Genomic DNA, 18,021 nt, shown 5'->3' with positions numbered 1-18,021 from the left:
CTGCACCATCTGCAGACTGTTGACTCCTTAACGCTGTTAAGTCAATTTAACACTGTTAAGGAGTCAACTTTCGGATTCCGCAGAGAGAGAGGCTGAAGAGGAACAACCATGACCTATGTTCGCAACGCCTGGTATGTTGCCGGTTGGACGCATGAGCTGGAAACCGACAAACCGTTTGCGATCACCATCCTGAAGGAGCGCATTGTGATCTGGCGGACCGGATCGGGGACGATCCACGCGCTGGAAGATCGCTGTGTGCACCGGCTGGCGCCGTTGTCGCTGGGTCGCTGCGAGGGCGAAAGGCTCCGGTGCATGTATCACGGCCTGCTCTTCGATCCCGACGGTCGCGTGGCTGAAATGCCGGGCCAGCAGAAAATTCCGCCCGATGCAAAGGTCAGGTGCTACCCGGTGGTGGAGCGGCATAGCTGGCTATGGGTCTGGATGGGAAATCCGGAATTGGCCGATCAGGCGCTAATCCCGCCCGCCGTGGGCCTGGACCACCTCGACTACATTCTGGGGCACGGCCATCTCGATTACGAGGCCGAGGCACGGCTGATAAACGACAATCTGCTCGATTTCAGCCACCTGACCTTCGTCCATGCCAATAGCTTCGGCCCCGGTCCGCAATTTGCAGAGAGCCCAGCGCGGATCACGCCACTGGACCGCGGCATCCGCTATGAGCGTTGGACCGAAAACACCCGTGGCGCATCCTCGCGCAAGAGCGCGGGGCCGATGGACAGCTTCATGACCTACGACTTTCTGATCCCGGGCGTACTGCTGATGACCGGCGGCGTCTTTCCGCTCGGCACTGCGAAAGAGCTAGATTACGGCGCACCAGATTACAGCAGGGCGGTCAGCGGTGTTACCTTCACCAGCCAGGCTGTCACTCCGATGGCGGACAGAACAGCGCGCTACTTCTTCTCTTGGGGCCCACACCGCAGCCATGGGGATGAGGTCCTGCGTGACATGCTGATGAGCATTGCCGACCGGGCTTTCGGTGAAGACAAGATCATGATCGAGGCACAGCAGAAGGTCATTGATATGACTCCCGATCCGCAAGTGATGCCCAGTGCACACGACCGGGGAGTAACGCTATTCAACCGGTTGGTGGGGAAACTGGCTAAGCAAGAATAAGACACTTTGTGCGGGGCCATCGAGCGTAGCAAAGTAGAGCGGCTAACTAAAGATTAGCTCTGATAGCTGACAGTCCGCTTTCCACCCCAATCCCTGCCGTACCATCGTTTCTTCCGCATCTCTGAAAGCCGACATGGCAGCTTTGCCGATTTTCTGATTAAAACCTGCCGTTCCGCATACGACAACATTGCGGACGATCCGGTCATTAGGCAAACTCAGTAAATGCTACCTGCGAAACAAGCGCTTGCAATCCTCATCAGTCTTGCGGTTGCTTCATGCGACGCGAGCAAAGGGGATGTGCCTGAGGCACCCTCATTCGATTTGTCCTACGCAGATGCGCCAATAATTCCGCTGCCCCAAAATGTGCGTTTCTTTGAGCGGCCAAGAATGCTTGCGGAGATGCGTCAAGGCGAAGGACCGATGCCTGAGATCGTCCTTCTGGAACGCGACCCTTGGGGGAAGGTCCTAGGATCAGAGTCGCCGCGTTTTGCGCTCTATAGTGATGGACAGGTGATCTATCGAACCGAAGATGGCTTTCGCTCGGTTCGCTTGAAGGAAACAGAGTTACTCTCGATCAAGAACTCTCTTTCAGGGGCCGATGCTCCCGAACTTTATGGGGGATATCGCGTCGTTGAAGCGACTGACCAACCAGACAACAGGCTGCTTTGGTATGGCGATCCTCCCGTATTTCTTAGTGTCTATGGCTCACTTGATGACCAACAAGTCACTTCAAGACTTCCGACAGCGGTAGTCAAAGCATTTAGCACGATACGAGCTTTCGAATCCGCGCGATCAGAACCGTGGATGCCAGCAGAGATCGAGGTGATGATCTGGCCATACGAATATGCGCCCGAACCATCGATCCATTGGAACGAGGAGTGGCCCGACATATCCGCACCGTCGACTATCCAGCGAGGAGACAGTTATAGCCTTTTCCTGCCATCCTCCGAAATGGGAGCCCTCGAGAGCTTTCTCGCTCAGAGAAACCCCAAAGGCGCCATAGAGATTAACGGTCGCAAGTGGGCTGCCTCCTACCGAATACCATTCCCAGGAGAACGGCTTTGGATGGCGCCGAATTCTGAGGTTAAAGATCAATCAGACGAAAATTGAACGACCGCTAATCACCCCAAACTCTGCCGCCCCGGTAACAATCGCTTCATAGCAGAAGCTGCCGATAATTGACCGCTACCCGGTCTGGTCGGCGAACACCCATTGGAGATAGGCGGCGATCCGGATGCCGGCCTGTTCCAGCCGCTGTTCCATCGCGGGGGTCCAGTCATAGGCATATTGCCAAGACAGGCTGACGGGCGCTTCCTCCGTGCCGTCGCCCAATTCCACGCTGGTTGCAGGATAGATACGGTCGCGCAATGCGACGCTTTCAGCCATCCAGTCGGCCGGTTTCGCATCCCACCAGGCGATGGTTTCATCCGGCGTCATCGCGCGTTCCAGCCGGTCGGCATATTCGGTGTAGGACAGCTGACGTTTCTGGATCAGCCCCTCATCCCAGACCCAGTGCAAATTCACAGGCTCATCGAACCACAGAACGTGGAAGTCATTTCCGCCGCGATCGGTCCCATTGCCGACATGGAGCGGCATATGCAGATCACCGGCGATATGGACGATGAAACGCAGCGCCCTGGCCTTGTCCTGCTGCGATGCATCGGGATTGCGCAAGGTGGCGGTGAAACGCTCAAGTGCGGTGGCTGCGTCTCCTTCAGCGGGATGGTGCAAATCAGCCGCATTCATGCCTTCAGGTAGGGTGACATAGTGCCAGGGGGATGCCTCTTTCTGCCAGAAAGGGTCCGGGTTGGATTTCTGATCATCTGGCCAGGTTGACGCATCCGCCAGATTCTCGGCCCCGAGTATCTTTGTGACTTCGGCCCGGGTCTTGCCGTCAAGATTGCGCTCAGCCAGTTCGGCGCTTATCCGGTGGCCAAGCGGCCCCCATGCACAAGCTGGTGTGGCAGCAAGGCCGAGCGAGAGTGCGGCGAGCGAAGAAGCGACTTGGCGAAGCGGGCGTTTCATGGGCAACCTGTTTGAAGAAGAAAGCGCTTTTATCTCCCCTAGCGGAATGACAGCGCTATGAAAGAGGCATGATGACAGGTGAAGCCGCCTTTATAAATGCCATGCGCGCTCTGGCCACCCACCCCGCCGCGCGCGGACTGGCGGATGATACCGCCGTGCTGCCCTTTGGCGGTGAAGTGCTGATCCTGACGCATGACATGATGGTGGAAGGCGTGCATTTCCTGCTCCAACAGGACCCGGCGGATATCGCCTGGAAACTGGTTGCGACCAATCTCAGCGATCTGGCAGCCAAGGGGGCCGAGCCCGTGGGTGTTCTGCTCGGCCATATGCTCGGGCACGGCGATGACCGCTTTGCCGCAGGACTGAAAGAGGTATTGGAGCGTTACAACGTGCCGTTGCTGGGCGGAGACACCGTATCTGCGCCTGAGCCTGGCGGGCGCAGTATGGGGCTGACCGCGATTGGCCGCGCGACATGCGTGCCCGTGCCCTCTCGCAGCGGCGCAAAACCCCGCGACGATATCTATGTGACCGGGCCACTGGGCGCCGCGATGATGGGGCTGGAGGCATTGCAAAGCGCAGCATCGACACCCGAAACGGAGTCGGCCCCAGATGATTCCAGCTCTGGCTCTGACGCCTATCGCCGTCCTCAGCCGCGCCTCGCCGAAGGCCGCGCACTCGCGCCGCTGGTGACTGCGATGATGGATATTTCTGACGGGTTACTGCTCGATGCTTTTCGCATGGGCACCGCCAGCAATGTGTCACTGCATATCAACGCTCAGCAGGTGCCAATCGCTGCCCCGGAAGACCGGCGACAGGATGCGCTGCGCTGGGGCGATGATTATGAATTGCTCTTCACGCTCCCCGCAGGAAGCACGCCGCCCGTTCCCGCAACGCAGATCGGACGGGTCACGCCTTACGTGCAGGGGCCAGTATGGCTGGATGACCGGGCGATGACCCAACCAGACGGGCTCGGCTTCAGCCACATCTGAGCGTCCGTAACAGCGCCTTCTAATAAGCGCTGCAATCGACCCCGCGCTGTTCCAGCACCGGCTTCATTTCGAAATAGGCCGGCTTGGTCAGATGCATCGGGATATTGGGATAAAGATGGTGGATCAGATGGAATTCGATCCACATCGACAGGATCGAACCCACGCTGCTCCGGAAAATCCGCGTGTTGTCGTAACGTCCGCGGCCCGAATGCGGGTAATGGGTTTCCCAACTGAAGAAGACATGGGTGTGGATCAGCGCACACCAGCGCGGCAGCCACCAGACCAATGCCACTTCGATTGCATAGCCAGCGAGGGCCATGCCGATGAAGATCAGATGGCCAACAATCTGGAAAATCACCGTTTCCTTGAGCGCACGTTTGGCCTCCGGTGTGCCAACTTCTTCCAGCATAACCCGCTTGATATGGTGGACCTGTGCATCCGGCCCGGGCTGGCGATTGAGCCATGCCTTCACCAGTGCCGCGCGCAGATTGGGCGCACTGTCGGGATAATCCGGGTCTTTCACCGGATCGTTCGGAAATTTGTGATGCTGGATATGGGTGGCGCGTGCGATGCTGAAAGGGAACATCAGCGGGACCATGGAAAGCTGACCGACCAGCTCATTCCAGAAACGACGCTTCGTGCCTTTGCGCCCGATGGTGGAATGCATCGCTTCATGTGCAGTGACATAGCCGCCCGTCGCGATGAGATAGGACAGGATAAAAGCGAGTGGCAACGGCACCACGTCCATGATCGTCAGCGGGAAGAGCGCGACCCAGACGGTGAAACCCACCAGCGTCGCGGCGACATACATCCACATCCGTGTCTGCCCCATCGCGTAATATTTATCAGCGATGACGCGTTCCTGCTTCAGCAGCTCGACGCGTGTATGCTTGTCGAGCCCTTCATTCGGCCCGAGCGGGATCGCGCGCTTTTCAGCGGGCGATTGATCGGTTTGCGGGGCCAAAGTGAAGGCGCTGCCCTCTTTCGCTTCCAGCGTGTCGCTATGGTCGGCCATTATGCGCCTCAGATCCAGCGACCGCGGAGCACGGCATAGAGCCCCCAGGGCGCACCGATAATCAGGCCGAACACGATCCGTTCCATTCCGAAAGGTGCCGCAATATCCCATGCCGCCATTGTCTGCGCGATCAACGGCGCGATGAAGCCGATCCCGAACAGGAAAGGCATCCAGTGGAACAGTTTCTTGAGCGCGATTTCCATGCTGTCAGATCCTTGCTTTCCGGCTGGCGCTCACAGCGCCGAACAATCCACGCCGCGTTTTTCGAGAATGGGTTTCAAAGCGAAATAGGCATCTTTCGTCCGGTGATTGGGAATGCCCGGATAAAGATGATGAATGAGATGGGTTTCCATGCACATCGACATGAAATGCCCCAGGCGGCTCTTGAAAATCCGCGCCTGCGCATAGCGCTCCGTCTGCTCTTCACGCGGATGGTGCGGTGCCCAGCTCAGGTAGAAACGGATGTAAGAGAGGCCAATATGGCGCGGCAGCCACCAGATCAGCGCCGCCTCGATCGCATAGCCGCTCCACGCCATCCCAAACAGCACAGCCATGAACAGCAATTGCAGCTTCAGCGTGTCTTTCATCGCCTTACCGGCCTTTTTGGTGCCCATCTCGGCCAGAATACGTTTGTAATGATGGATGGAACCGTCAACTCCGGGCTGACGATTATACCAGGTCTTGTACCAGGCCATCCACATATTGGGTGCCTCATCGGTATAATCCGGGTCCTTCACGGGGTCATTACAGTGGTAATGATGCTCCAGATGCATCAGCCGCGCCATGGAAAAGGGGAACACGATCGGAATGGTCGAAACCTTCCCTACCCACTCATTGACCCAGCGATATTTGCTGCCCGGCCGTGCGATATTGTCATGCATCGCCTCATGACTGGTCACATAGCCGCCCGTCGCAAAGAAACAGGAGAGGACGAAAGCCAGTGGCAGGTTCAGCCACCCCATGATGGCAAGGGGGAAGAAAGACAGCCAGATCGCGAAACAGCCCCAGGCGGCGACCACATAGGGCCACATACGTCCCTGATGAAATTCACGCGCAATTCGCATTTCCTGCCTACGCAGATCGGCCCTTGTATGCCTGTCGAGCGTGTCGGAAGCGGAAAGCGGCACGGCCAAGCGCGGGGAATCCCGATCCGAGACCGGTGCAGCGCCATCCACTTCGGGCACCATCGCCGGGCGGTCTGCCACATCTATCGGACGGTCCATCATGCCTGCCCCTTCAAATTAACGAAAGCAGGCTTTGGCTCAGAACCAGCGCTGCTTTGCATGCACTCAAATACGCTCTCGCAAAACGACACTCTTACGACAGTTATTTGTTAACTATTTATATACCATTTGTGCAGGCGTGACCGCAAGGCGCCAGATCAATGCGTGGTGCATTTTTAGTGCTACCATTCTCGGTCGTCTCATTAGATCATTAGGTAACAGCCAGTTATTCCCATAATCGGGCGCAGTTATACTGGCAGAGAGTGGACCGTTGGCAGACGCATCGTGACGTGGTGCTCAGCGCGAATTGCGCGGATGCATGTTTATCTGGAACGCTGCGATGGAACTGCCCGACAGCTCCTCCTGCACATCCAGAGTGGTAACACAGCGATTCCTGCCTGCCTTCTTCGCCACTGAGAGGCATTTTTGAGCACGTTTGAACAGGCTGCTCCAGCATTCATCGGGCACCAGCCCTGCCACACCAAAACTGGCCGTCAGCAATTCCCCGTCACGGAGGTGCGGAAAATGGTTTTTTGCGACCGCAATCCGCAGCCTTTCTACGGCTGGCGCGGCGTCTTCCAAATCGGTCGAAGGCATGAAAATCACGATTTTCTCACCCTCATAGCGCCCTACGATATCGTCCGGACCTACCGATCCCCGCAAAAGCAGCCCGAACGCGCGCAAAACATCGTCGCCCACGTCATGACCATAAACGTCGTTGATCCGCTTGAAGTAATCGAGATCGCAGATGACGAGGGATGCGGCAGAGGCTGATTTAACACGGTTTGCGATGCTGGCCGCAGCCGCTTCCTCGAAACCGGTTCGGTTCAATGCCCCGGTCAGCGGATCAGTGGTCTGTTGCCGCCTGACAACTGCAAGCAAATCGGCGAGCGCGGCCGCAAATATGGCGAGCGTCAGGCCAAGCCTGAGCGCCGTCACGACCAGCTGCAATGCGTTCCAATAAGGATAGTTGCCCATCGGCACCTCTCCTGCCGGAGTTGTCAGGCCGATTTCCAACAATGTGCGAGGAAAGAAATGCAGCGCAAAGAGCAACACAGCCCAAAACAGAGCCCGATCCATGGAATGAGCGGGCGGCAGCTCGCGCAGACGCCAGGCAGTGATGAGAAACAGCAGACCATATCCGGCATTCCGAATGGAGATCCTGGCAAGAAAGTTCTCGTCTACGAAGAGGAAGTAGCCCGACACCGCCCAAAACATGCTCAGCAAGGTTGGGTAAAGGCTCCAGTGAAATTCACGATGTGAACGCATCAGGATTGCCTGAACGGCGAGCAAGGCGACTGCTGAAAGCAGCGTCCCGGTAACCAGCGTGTTCAGGTTGGTTGAGTGGGGCCAGTGAACCGTTTTAAGCAAGGAGCTTAGCACAAATATCAGGCATGTAAGGCCCAGCAGCAGCAGGTAAGAACGCCGCCGATCAACTGCCCAGACCCCGATGAACGCCAGACAGAAACCCAGCATGATGCCCGGCCCGATTAAAAACAGCGCCACATTGACGACTGCATTATCCATTCACCAGAACCCCTTTGTTGAATGCTCAATCTTTAAATCCGCGATAAATCATATAAATTTATCACAAAATTGTGATTTTTAAATAAAAATTATATTCACTTTGAACGAATGAGCGAATCCGTATTACTATACATACTAACCGACTCCTATTTTAATTACGTTCTTTCAGTGTTTCATAAATTGACAAGGAACAATGGCGAATCTTGACAATTATGTCAGCAAAAGCACTAAACTTTGCTACCGGGGGCATATGAACATCAGTCCAAACTTGCCTCATCATGAAGTCGAAGGTCTCTCATGCATGGGCAAACTGGGTGACCGCCTTAGACGATCGCTGGAATATTGCGTGTCATGACAAGCCAATCGGCGTCGCTGCTGACAAAGATATGCGTTACTCTAGCAAGACAGAGAAAATCTTGATGGCGACCGAACCAGCGGCAGAGAAAACTTGCGCGGAATGCCCAAGTGCGCGGAGGCAACAGAGACAATGAAAAATGGTGCAGCCTGCTGTAAATCAGCACGATGGATTGACCTGAACCCAAAGCCGTAGCAAGACCGCGCCAAATGTTTCAGTCTGGCCATTCATCACCCACACCAGAACAATTGGTCGCCGACCTTGTTCTGCTGCTCGATCTTCAACCGCATGGTGGAGATCGTTTTACCGGCCACCGGCGAAAACATGGCCTTGGCCGGGTATTTGGCGGGCAGGTTATTGCTCAGGCCTTGGGGGCCGCCCGGCGCACAGTGGAAGATAAGCGCGCGGTACATTCGCTGCACGCCTATTTCCTGCGCCCCGGCACGGAAGATCAGGAAATCGAGTTTCGGGTGAAGCGCGACTTCGATGGGCGCAGCTTCTCCAATCGGCGGGTGGTCGCCAGTCAGGCGGGTCAGCCCATTCTGAATCTGACCGCATCTTTCCAGCAGCCGCAGGATGGTCTGTCTCATCAATCGCCCAGCATGCCGGACGTGCCGCCGCCGGAAGACATTGAATCCGATGCCGTGATCCGCCGGCAACTGGCTCCGCAAGTGGATGGCCAGATGCGCGACGTTCTCCTGAGGGCCCGGCCGATTGATTTTCGCTCGGTCGAAACACGTGACTGGCTGGAACCAGTCAAGCGGGAAGCCTTGTCGCATGTGTGGTTCCGCACCGTAGGGTCGCTGCCCGATCACGACGCGATCCACCGGGCGGTGCTCGCTTACGCCAGTGACTTTCAGCTGCTTTCGACCAGCCTGATGCCGCATGGCCTCAGTTTCCATCGCGGCGAGATCAAGGCAGCCAGTCTCGATCATGCAATCTGGTTCCATGATTCGTTTCGCGCGGATGAATGGCTGCTCTATGTCACCGACAGCCCATCAGCCGGCTCGGCCCGCACCTTTAACCGGGGGCAGATCTTTTCCCGGGATGGACGGCTGGTGGCTAGCGTGGCTCAGGAAGGTATGGTCCGCGAAGCGCGATCGCAATCCTGAATCCGGATTACCCAATCAGCACAGTCTGATCATCCATTCGGATGGTAGAAATCAAAAATTGTCTGCGCCACGGCAACACTGATTCCCGGCGTACGCTTCAAATCATCCAGCGATGCAGCCCGCACCTTTCCGGCAGTGCCGAAATGCAGCAGCAAGGCTCGTTTGCGTGACGGGCCAATACCGGGGATTTCATCCAGTGGTGAGGCGGAAATTGCCCGGCTGCGCTTCGCCCGATGCGCGCCAATGGCGTATCTATGCGCCTCATCACGCAGTCGCTGGAGATAAAACAGCACCGGTGAATTGACCGGCAGTGTCTTTTCCCGGCCATCAGGAAAATGGAACACTTCGCGCCCTTCGCGGCCATGATGCGGCCCCTTGGCCACGCCGATCATCGGCACATCTTCAATGCCGAGTTCCTCCAGCGTATCCTGCGCTGCGCTCATTTGCCCCTTGCCGCCATCGAGCAGCACCAGATCGGGCCAGATGGACACCCCCTTATCCGCCTGATCGCGGTCGGGATCTTCCTTCATCGCGCGGGAGAAGCGGCGCGTCATCACTTCGCGCATCATGCCAAAATCGTCATTCGTCTGCGCGGTCTTGATATTGAATTTGCGATATTGGTTCTTGATGAAGCCTTCCGGTCCGGCAACAACCATCGCGCCCACGGCCTGCGCACCCTGAATATGGCTGTTATCGTAGGTTTCGATCCGTGCGGGGACTTCGGCAAGTTCGAAAAACTCGGTCAGCTCGCGCATGATTTTCGCCTGAGTACCGCTTTCGGCCATCCGACGGTCAAGTGCTTCCACCGCATTGCGACTGGCCTGATTGATCAGTTTCAGCCGGTCGCCCCGCTGCGGCACCGATATCTCGACCTTATGCTCCGCGATCTGGCAAAAGGCATCTTCCAGCAAAGCGCGATCCGATAATTCCCGGTCGACCAGAATGGTGCGCGGGGGCGGGACTTCTTCGTAGAATTGCGCCAGCACACCGGCCAGCACTTCATCCTCATCCATATCCTTCGTATGACGCGGGAAGAAAGCGCGGTGTCCCCAATTCTGCCCCCCGCGAATGAAGAAACCCTGCACAGCGACATGGCCGCCCTTGGCTGCCAGGGCAAAGACGTCGGCATTGCCCACCCCCTCGGCATTGATCGCCTGACTACCCTGAATGAAGGTCGCCGCCCGCAGCCGGTCCCGCAACATCGCCGCGCTTTCAAAATCGAGCGCCTCGGCCGCCTGCTGCATTTCCTCTTCAATCTGCCGCTGCACGGCAGAAGATTTGCCGGCCAGAAAATCCTTCGCCTGACGCGTCAGCGCGGCATAGCCTTCCTGATCGATCCGCCCGACACAGGGGGCCGAGCACCGCTTAATTTGATAGAGCAGGCAGGGCCGGTCACGGCGGGAGAAAAAACTGTCCGTGCAGCTGCGCAGCAAGAACAGTTTCTGCAACGCATTGATGGTGGTGTTCACACTGCCCGCGCTGGCAAACGGCCCGTAATAATTGCCCTTCGCCTTGCGCGCGCCGCGATGTTTCATGATCCGCGGGAAATCATGGTCTGCCCGCAGCAGGATGAAGGGAAAGCTCTTATCATCACGCAGCAACACATTGTAAGGTGGGCGAAAGCGCTTGATCAGCTGCGCTTCCAGCAGCAGCGCCTCCGCCTCGCTATTGGTGGTGATGATCTCCATCGAGCGGGTTTGCGAAACCATGCGCTGCAGACGGTTGGTGAGATTGTTGATCTGCGTGTAATTGGTCACGCGATTTTTGAGCGCCCTCGCCTTGCCGACATACAGCACTTCACCGCGCCCATCGAGCATCCGGTACACGCCCGGATTGGGCTTCAGCACTTTGACCATATCGCGGATCGCCTGCACCCCGGTTTCAATATCGGGCTGCGAAGAGCGGACCGTATAGGTCGCGCGATCTTCATGGAAACGCTCGGCGCTATGGGGCGCGTCAGGGGCGGCAGGTTTGCGAGGCATCGGCCAAGAGATAGGATCTCCGCCGCGCTTCGTCACCCCGCCGCCGCCTGTTTTCCCGCAATTTGACGATCAGAACAGCTTGCGCAATTGCACCCCGATGAAACGCCCGGTTGGGTCCACCAGATCCGGCTGATAACGCAGGGGTACTTCGCCCTCCCCATTGGTCACGCGCTGGCGTGCATCGAAGACATTGTCGATCTTGAGCGAGATGCGCGTGTTTTCAAAGATCGGCGCCTTTTCCACCAACTTCTCCCGTTGGCCGAGATCAGCGAACAGGCGGATATCGAATGTCACCAGATCGTCGAAATAAAGATCGGAAACCGTACCGGAAACATGCGACTTTCCGCTGAATTTGCCGCTGGTGAACAGGCCATAGCCTTTATAAAATACGCCCCCTCGCAAGGCAGCGCTGTAGCGCGGATTGCCCCCGGCGCTGAGCGCATCCCCTTCCAGCAGATCCAGCTGCGGGCCGTTCTCGCTTATCAGGATTGTGTTATTCAGCTCGATCGTCTGGGTGAGGTTGAGGAACCAGCGGCCACCACTGGGCCGCCCGCCCATTCCGCCTCCGCCGCGGCGTCCCCCGCCGGAACGACGCCCCTCTGAGCGCTCCGGCCGCTTTCCTTCCGATTGCTGGCCATTGGCCTCGCTGCCACCCGATTGCGCATTTGCAGACTGATTCTCACTGGATTGCCGGCCATTTTCACCTGCGGCTGCATTGGCACCTTGCTTGCCGGGCGCTCCATCGCTCCGCCCCGCCCCGGCCTTATCCGCCGCGCCGCCACGTGGAGGCGGACCGCCACCGCCCGGCCTGCCCCGGCCACCGGGCCGTCCTCCGCCCGCTGCGTCATCATTCTCGCCAAAGGAGCCGCCAAGATTGATGCCCAGTTTGATCCGCTGCTGCTTCTGCTGCGCAAAAGTTACGGCCCGCTGATCAAGCGCGATCAGCCTGCCGGTTTCATCGCGCGTGACACGATCGGGAAAGGCTGCTTCGATCGATGGCGTCAGCGTCGGGAAAGATGCCGTCACGTCATCCGTATGGCTGTTGATGTAATCCAGATTGATGCTGGCCCGCTCCATAATGGGCAAATCCCAGTTCAGGCTGATCTTCCAGTCACGCTGGCTTTGCTTGGGCAAGGCCGGGTTACCGCCCGATGTCACCTGCGCCAGAACGGTTTCTTCATTGCGCAGATCATAGAGCTGCACATTGTTCGTGACGACCTGCGGATCACCCAGTTGAGACAGGCTGGGCGCTGCATCTTCCGCAATATATGTTGCCGACAGATTGAGGCTTTCGGTCAGGCCCCAGTTCACACCCGCGCTCCAATCGGTCAACGTGCCGAAATCGGAAAGCTCGTTCACACCGCCTGCAAGGTTGAGCGTAACATCACCCAAAGCGGACCAATGGTCTTCCCGGCGGCTGGCGATGGGAATAGCAATATTGGCCCCGGCGCTGAGATCACCGCGCGTCAATTGCACAGAATCTTCGCTCAGCAGCGCTATATCGCGGCTTTGAATCCGGTCCCAGGAATAGCCTGCATCCAGCGTGACAGAAACTTCCCCCGCAGGCAGCAACAGCGGACGGCCCATGGCCGTCACCAAACTGCCTAACGAGTACACCTTGCTGCGCGCCGTATCATAGCCATTGCTGGTATCTGCCGTGATCGCGCCATCCAGCGCGAATTCTCCCGCCAGAGCCGCAGCTTCCAGCGCTGCTGTATCAGCATTACGGTCTGTTTCTGTCCGCGATTTGGCCAGACTGGCATCCAGCGTCGCAGTCACCTCCCACTCATCCACCGGCACATTCAGCGTGCTGCCGAGCGAATATGTGTCATTGCGGCGATTCTTTTCCAGCGGATCGGCCGCACCAAAATTGCGCAGCACGCTCTGCCCATCGGGGTCTGTCAGGCGAACCGAATTAAGCCCCTGCAGACTGCGATTGTCGGACAGTTCATAGGTCCCATTGACGCTAAGCGATGATCCCGCATCACCCAGTTTGCGGGACCAGTTGGCTGTCACCTCAACTTCATTCGAATCGTTCACCAGACTGCGATAGGGCGCCTGAGAGGGATCGCTGGGAATGTCGGACAAGGATGTCTGGGCCTGCACGATATTGCGTTCGGCTTCGGTCAGCATGCTGCTGTCGTTAAATTCGGCATTGATGTTGAGCCGGTTGGGGCCATCCAGCTTGAGAAAGGTCAGTTCCACTTCCTTTTCCGAATAGCCACCCTGATCCGGTTGCCCATATTCCAGCTCAATTTCGCGGCTGGAATAATTCTTCTTGAGGATGAAATTCACCACGCGCCGATCGGGCGCAAAACCGTAGCGTTGGGCGACTTCTTCGGGAAGAATTTCGACCTTTTCGATCGCTTCCGGCGGGTAGGAGCGCAATTCGCGGAAGCTCGAAATGCGCATGCCATTGACCAGAAAAGCGGGTGGCCCGCCGCGGCTGCTACCGGTTTGCGGGGAAAGGACTTCCATCAATTCCTGCAGCGAACCCACGCCATAGGCCGCGATGTCTTTTGTATCGAGTACCAACAAAGGCGGCTGCGGCGCATCCACTTGCCCGCGCATGCTTTCCGCCACCACCACGATCTCGCCATTATCGGCCAGACTGTCGGCACTTTCGTCGAAAGAAACGTCCTGCGCCTGAGCAGGAACAGCCAAAAGGCCGGCAATCAGTGCGGACAGGCTGACAAGGGGTAATGAACGCAAGATCAATTTCCTCAATTATTTAAGTCCCCCGACTTGGCACCGCTATGCTCGGTCAACCCGGCTCAGCTCAAGTCGCGGAATGTAACAAAATGTCGCATGCCAGGGGTGAAACGCCGATGCGCAGGGCCTGCGATCGGCAAAGGTTTGTACAGTTAGACTTTTCTTTTTGCGGCAGGACGTTTATGGCGCGCGACCATGCTGAATGCTGAACATGGAAACTGAACTACATGGCTAAAGAAGAACTCCTCGAAATGCGCGGCCGGGTGGTTGAACTTCTGCCCAATGCGATGTTCCGGGTAGAGCTTGAAAACGGCCATGAAATCCTCGGCCATACGGCTGGGAAGATGCGCAAAAACCGCATTCGTGTGCTGGTTGGCGACGAAGTGCTGGTCGAGCTTACCCCCTACGATCTGACCAAGGGCCGGATTACCTATCGCTTCATGCCCGGCCGCGGTGGCCCTGGCCCGTCGAACTGATTGGTAAAGGCGCATGACCGCGCCCTCGCCCGCTCCTCAGCTGATTCTCGCATCGGCCAGCCCTCGGCGGCGCGACCTGCTCGCCCGACTGGGGATTGAACCTGCGCGCATTGCACCCGCTGATATTGACGAGACTCCCGGCGAAGGCGAATTGCCGCGCCCCTATGCCATACGCATGGCGCGTGAAAAGGCCGTCGCCGCTGCCTCGCCCGATGGCTATGTCCTGGCGGGCGACACGGTGGTTGCCGCCGGCCGGCGCATTCTGCCCAAGACCGAGGATGAGGAAAGCGCAAGGCGCTGTCTGTCACTCTTGTCCGGCAGGCGGCACCGCGTTTTCAGCGCCATCGCCTTGCGCGCGCCGGATGGCACCATCCGCGAAAAGCTGAGCGAAACGGCGGTCCGTTTCAAACGGCTCTCCGCCGCAGAGCTGGATGCCTATATCGCGGGCGGCGAATGGCACGGCAAAGCCGGTGGCTACGCCATTCAGGGCGCAGCCGAAGGCCTGATCGCGTGGATTCAGGGCAGCCATTCGGGTGTTGTCGGCTTGCCTCTGTATGAAACCCGCACCTTGCTCGCCTCCGCCAATCTGATTGCCGGCTGAGGGAAATGCAATTGCCGGCGATGGAATGGTTCATCGAAAACGGCATCGGTGAAGAGCGTGCGATCGCCGTGGCTGGCGGGCAAATTGTCGCAAGCGCAGTTATCTGGCCAGAAGAGTTCATTGCCGGTGAAGTGGTCAAAGCCACTCTGGTTTCACGCCGCGCCGGCAGCGCGCGCGGCACCGCCAGGACCGACAATGCGCGCGAGATACTGGTCGATCGCTTACCGAAGGACGCCCGCGAAGGGGCCCCGCTTCATCTGCAAATAACCCGCGCCGGAATTGCCGAGACAGGCCGGGTGAAGCTACCCCATAGCCGCCCCGCCAATGGCCCGGCCATGCGCCCCACCCTGCTCCAGACATTACGGAGTCGCGGATATCAGGTGCAGCAGGTTCACCGCTTCCCGGTAAGCGGCTGGAATGAAGTGATTGGTGAGGCATTTTCCCGCGAAGTGACCTTTCCCGGCGGCGCGCTGCAATTTGCCCCGACCGCGGCGATGATGCTGATCGATATCGACGGCACCCTGCCACCAGCAGCGCTGGCTCAGGCGGCCATCACGCCGCTCGCGGAAAGTGTCAGGCGATTCGATCTGGGCGGCTCCATCGGCATCGATTTTCCCACCCTGCCTGCCAAGGCTGAACGCAAGGCTGTGGATAGCGCGCTGGGCGACGCATTGCAGGACTGGCAGCATGAACGCACCGGCATGAATGGCTTCGGCTTTGTCCAGCTGGTCGCGCGGCTGGAACGGCCATCCCTGCTGCATCGCGCCGCCAGCCAGCCAGCCCGGCTCGCCGCGCGGCTTTTGCTCCGTCAGGCAGAAATGGTAGAAAGTCCGGGAGCCTTGCTGCTGACAGCGCATCCAGAGGTCATTGCGGTGATTCCCAGGGCCTGGCAGGATGAACTCAGCCGCCGCAGCGGCCGGCAAGTGCAGCTGAAAAGTGATCCGGCCCTTGCGCTCGAGGGCGCCTTTGCGCAATCGGTGGTTATATGAGCACCAGACCAGACAAGCCCTGCCCGATCTGCAAGAAGCCACGAAGCGCTGAATTTGCGCCCTTTTGTTCGGCCAGATGCCGTGACCGCGATCTCGCCCAATGGTTCAATGATGGCTATGCCGTGCCCGGGCCTGCGGCCTCTCCTGAGGATATTGCAAAAGAAGATTGAATTCCCTCTTGCAAAGCTCGGCGCAGCGCGCCATAGGCGCCCCTCCAAGCGATGCAGTGCTTTCCGCACTCATCCTGAAATGAAGATGCCCAGGTAGCTCAGTTGGTAGAGCATGCGACTGAAAATCGCAGTGTCGGCGGTTCGATTCCGTCCCTGGGCACCATTTCCCAGATCTCCAAAATCGACCTTTTGACCGCACGGATTATGGCGCAGCATCGCCCGCCATCGCCGCTGCCTTGTCCAGCAATATCTTGAGGTCATCCATCAGCATGGGGTCCTGCATCTGAGCGACGTTGAAGCGCATGAAGGATGCATAATTCTGATAGATACTGAAGGCGTTGCCGGGGGCCAGAACAATTCCCTTCTCCCATGCCAGCCGGGTCAATGCGCCGCCATCGACGCCGTCGGGCAGGCGGCACCACAGGAAAACACCCGATTCCGGCTCGTGCCACGGCATAATGCCCAGTGACACCAGCTGCGGCGTCAGCGCGCTCATGGCCCCGGCCAGCCGGGTGCGCATATTCTGGACATGCCGGCGGTAACTTCCTTCTTTCAGCAAGTTCCGCAGCAATTCAAAAGACATGCTGCCGCCCGCCACCGATGTCGCGAGCTTAAGATCGACCAGCGCATCAACCCAATCCGGACGCACCGCGATGTAACCACAGCGCATCGAAGCGGAGAGCGTTTTGGAGAAGCTGCCGGTCTGGATCACCCGTGTCAGCCCGTCAAAACCAGCCAGCCTCGGTGCCGGACGTTCCTCAAAATCGGCATAGATATCGTCTTCCACGATCATCAGATCATGCGCTTCAGCCAGTCGCAATATGCGGTGACAGGTCACTTGGGAAATGGTCGTGCCGGTCGGATTATGCGGTCCCGAATTGGTTATATAGAGCCGCGGCCGATGCTCTTTCAGCGCCGCTTCGAAAGCCGCGAGATCAGGGCCCTGTGCTGTCCGTGGCACGCCAATCGCCTCCACCCGGTGCGCGCGGAACAGAGCCAGAAAATTGAAATAACACGGATCGTCGATCAGCACCCGGTCCCCCGGCTCCAGCAGGAATCGGCAACACAGATCGAGCGCCTGCGTCCCGCTTTCCGTCAGAATGATCTGATCGGGATGCGCTTCCACTCCGGTATCGGCCATCCGTACAGCCAGCAGGATACGCAGGTCCGACAGTCCGAGCGGTGTGCTGTATTCGGTCAGCCCCACATCGGAATTCCGTGCCAGACTGCGCAAGGCGCGGCGGATCTCTTCCTGCGGCATCCAGCTGTTCGGGAACCAGCCGCAACCGGGATTGGCCCGGATATGCCGGCCATCCAGCGCCTGCCTTGTGATCAGGAGCGGATCGATTTCACGCGCCAATGGCGGCCCGCTATCGCTCAGTGAAAAGGGTGGCAGATGCGCCGCCACATAAAAACCCGATCCACGGCGCGATTGCACGATGCCTTCCGCCATCAAACGATCATAGGCGTCAACCACGGTAGAACGCGACACGCCAAGCTGATCAGCCAGAGTGCGAATAGAAGGCAGCTTACTTCCCGGCGCCGCCATACGCCCGGTAATCCTGGTTCGGAGGGTTTCCATCACCCGTTCGACAAGGGTCTTTCCAGCATCATCGGCAAGAGTGAATGCGCTCATGTGTACTGCCCATCTGATCAGTACAGTTTGGTCAAACTGTACGGTATTGTTCCTGTCGCCCCTAGGCACGCCGGG

General features: G+C 58.2%; 16 protein-coding genes and 1 tRNA gene. 9 read left to right on the top strand and 8 right to left on the bottom strand.

All coding sequences use genetic code 11. From position 1 onward, the window contains the following. Window positions 1-108: 108 nt before the first annotated feature. Both GRI91_RS00215 and GRI91_RS00210 read left to right on the top strand, forming a co-directional pair. Window positions 109-1,134 carry an aromatic ring-hydroxylating dioxygenase subunit alpha gene (locus tag GRI91_RS00215; RefSeq protein WP_160734642.1) on the top strand — a complete coding sequence of 342 codons (1,026 nt, stop codon included), beginning with the start codon at window positions 109-111 and terminating at the stop codon, window positions 1,132-1,134. 420 nt (window positions 1,135-1,554) lie between these two features. Continuing rightward, on the top strand, window positions 1,555-2,244 hold the full coding sequence (locus tag GRI91_RS00210) for a hypothetical protein (RefSeq protein WP_160734641.1): 690 nt from the start codon (window positions 1,555-1,557) through the stop codon (window positions 2,242-2,244). 75 nt (window positions 2,245-2,319) lie between these two features. Here the strand turns inward: GRI91_RS00210 and GRI91_RS00205 are convergent, their stop codons facing one another. After that, window positions 2,320-3,159 carry a S1/P1 nuclease gene (locus GRI91_RS00205; RefSeq protein WP_160734640.1) on the bottom strand — a complete coding sequence of 280 codons (840 nt, stop codon included), beginning with the start codon at window positions 3,157-3,159 and terminating at the stop codon, window positions 2,320-2,322. A 71-nt stretch (window positions 3,160-3,230) separates the two neighbouring features. Here GRI91_RS00205 and thiL point away from each other — a divergent pair, with 71 nt between their 5' ends. Then, window positions 3,231-4,148, top strand: coding sequence for a thiamine-phosphate kinase (gene thiL, locus GRI91_RS00200; RefSeq protein WP_160735298.1), 918 nt, complete (start codon window positions 3,231-3,233; stop codon window positions 4,146-4,148). A 19-nt stretch (window positions 4,149-4,167) separates the two neighbouring features. Here the strand turns inward: thiL and GRI91_RS00195 are convergent, their stop codons facing one another. From GRI91_RS00195 to GRI91_RS00180, 4 genes are all read right to left on the bottom strand, one after another. Beyond that, complete coding sequence (locus tag GRI91_RS00195; protein WP_160734639.1) at window positions 4,168-5,163, bottom strand: fatty acid desaturase; 996 nt, start codon at window positions 5,161-5,163, stop codon at window positions 4,168-4,170. Between the two features lie 8 nt (window positions 5,164-5,171). Continuing rightward, window positions 5,172-5,366: a hypothetical protein gene (locus tag GRI91_RS00190; protein WP_160734638.1), complete on the bottom strand. Its 195-nt coding sequence runs from the start codon at window positions 5,364-5,366 to the stop codon at window positions 5,172-5,174. A gap of 30 nt (window positions 5,367-5,396) precedes the next feature. Beyond that, window positions 5,397-6,389, bottom strand: coding sequence for a fatty acid desaturase (locus GRI91_RS00185; RefSeq protein ID WP_160734637.1), 993 nt, complete (start codon window positions 6,387-6,389; stop codon window positions 5,397-5,399). Between the two features lie 294 nt (window positions 6,390-6,683). Continuing rightward, the gene (locus GRI91_RS00180) at window positions 6,684-7,913 is read right to left on the bottom strand and encodes a GGDEF domain-containing protein (protein ID WP_160734636.1); all 1,230 of its coding nucleotides are present in this window, start codon (window positions 7,911-7,913) and stop codon (window positions 6,684-6,686) included. Window positions 7,914-8,477: 564 nt separating this feature from the next. Between GRI91_RS00180 and GRI91_RS00175 the strand changes: the two genes are divergently transcribed. Further along, window positions 8,478-9,380: an acyl-CoA thioesterase gene (locus GRI91_RS00175; RefSeq protein WP_160734635.1), complete on the top strand. Its 903-nt coding sequence runs from the start codon at window positions 8,478-8,480 to the stop codon at window positions 9,378-9,380. Between the two features lie 29 nt (window positions 9,381-9,409). Here the strand turns inward: GRI91_RS00175 and uvrC are convergent, their stop codons facing one another. Both uvrC and GRI91_RS00165 read right to left on the bottom strand, forming a co-directional pair. After that, entirely contained in the window at window positions 9,410-11,362 is a 1,953-nt protein-coding gene (gene uvrC, locus GRI91_RS00170; protein WP_160734634.1) for an excinuclease ABC subunit UvrC, read from the bottom strand. 69 nt (window positions 11,363-11,431) lie between these two features. Beyond that, entirely contained in the window at window positions 11,432-14,074 is a 2,643-nt protein-coding gene (locus tag GRI91_RS00165) for a TonB-dependent receptor (protein ID WP_160734633.1), read from the bottom strand. 227 nt (window positions 14,075-14,301) lie between these two features. On the opposite strand from GRI91_RS00165, the gene infA reads away from it, so the two are divergent. From infA to GRI91_RS00140, 5 genes are all read left to right on the top strand, one after another. Further along, window positions 14,302-14,550, top strand: a complete 249-nt coding sequence (gene infA, locus GRI91_RS00160; RefSeq protein WP_160734632.1) for a translation initiation factor IF-1 — start codon at window positions 14,302-14,304, stop codon at window positions 14,548-14,550. A gap of 13 nt (window positions 14,551-14,563) precedes the next feature. Then, complete coding sequence (locus tag GRI91_RS00155) at window positions 14,564-15,151, top strand: Maf family protein (RefSeq protein ID WP_160734631.1); 588 nt, start codon at window positions 14,564-14,566, stop codon at window positions 15,149-15,151. 5 nt (window positions 15,152-15,156) lie between these two features. After that, complete coding sequence (locus tag GRI91_RS00150; RefSeq protein WP_237437569.1) at window positions 15,157-16,140, top strand: Rne/Rng family ribonuclease; 984 nt, start codon at window positions 15,157-15,159, stop codon at window positions 16,138-16,140. After that, window positions 16,137-16,310 carry a DNA gyrase inhibitor YacG gene (locus GRI91_RS00145; RefSeq protein WP_160734630.1) on the top strand — a complete coding sequence of 58 codons (174 nt, stop codon included), beginning with the start codon at window positions 16,137-16,139 and terminating at the stop codon, window positions 16,308-16,310. Before GRI91_RS00150 ends, GRI91_RS00145 begins: the two co-directional genes overlap by 4 nt. An 87-nt stretch (window positions 16,311-16,397) precedes the next feature. Further along, window positions 16,398-16,473 (top strand) — tRNA-Phe (locus GRI91_RS00140). A 39-nt stretch (window positions 16,474-16,512) separates the two neighbouring features. On the opposite strand, the gene GRI91_RS00135 is transcribed toward GRI91_RS00140, so the two are convergent. After that, on the bottom strand, window positions 16,513-17,946 hold the full coding sequence (locus GRI91_RS00135) for an aminotransferase-like domain-containing protein (RefSeq protein ID WP_160734629.1): 1,434 nt from the start codon (window positions 17,944-17,946) through the stop codon (window positions 16,513-16,515). Window positions 17,947-18,021: the final 75 nt, after the last annotated feature.

Origin of the sequence: Altericroceibacterium endophyticum, assembly GCF_009827595.1 — a bacterium.
Taxonomy (GTDB): domain Bacteria; phylum Pseudomonadota; class Alphaproteobacteria; order Sphingomonadales; family Sphingomonadaceae; genus Altericroceibacterium; species Altericroceibacterium endophyticum.
Note: the sequence above shows the minus strand (reverse complement) of the source record. Positions and strands in the feature narration are given on the sequence as shown.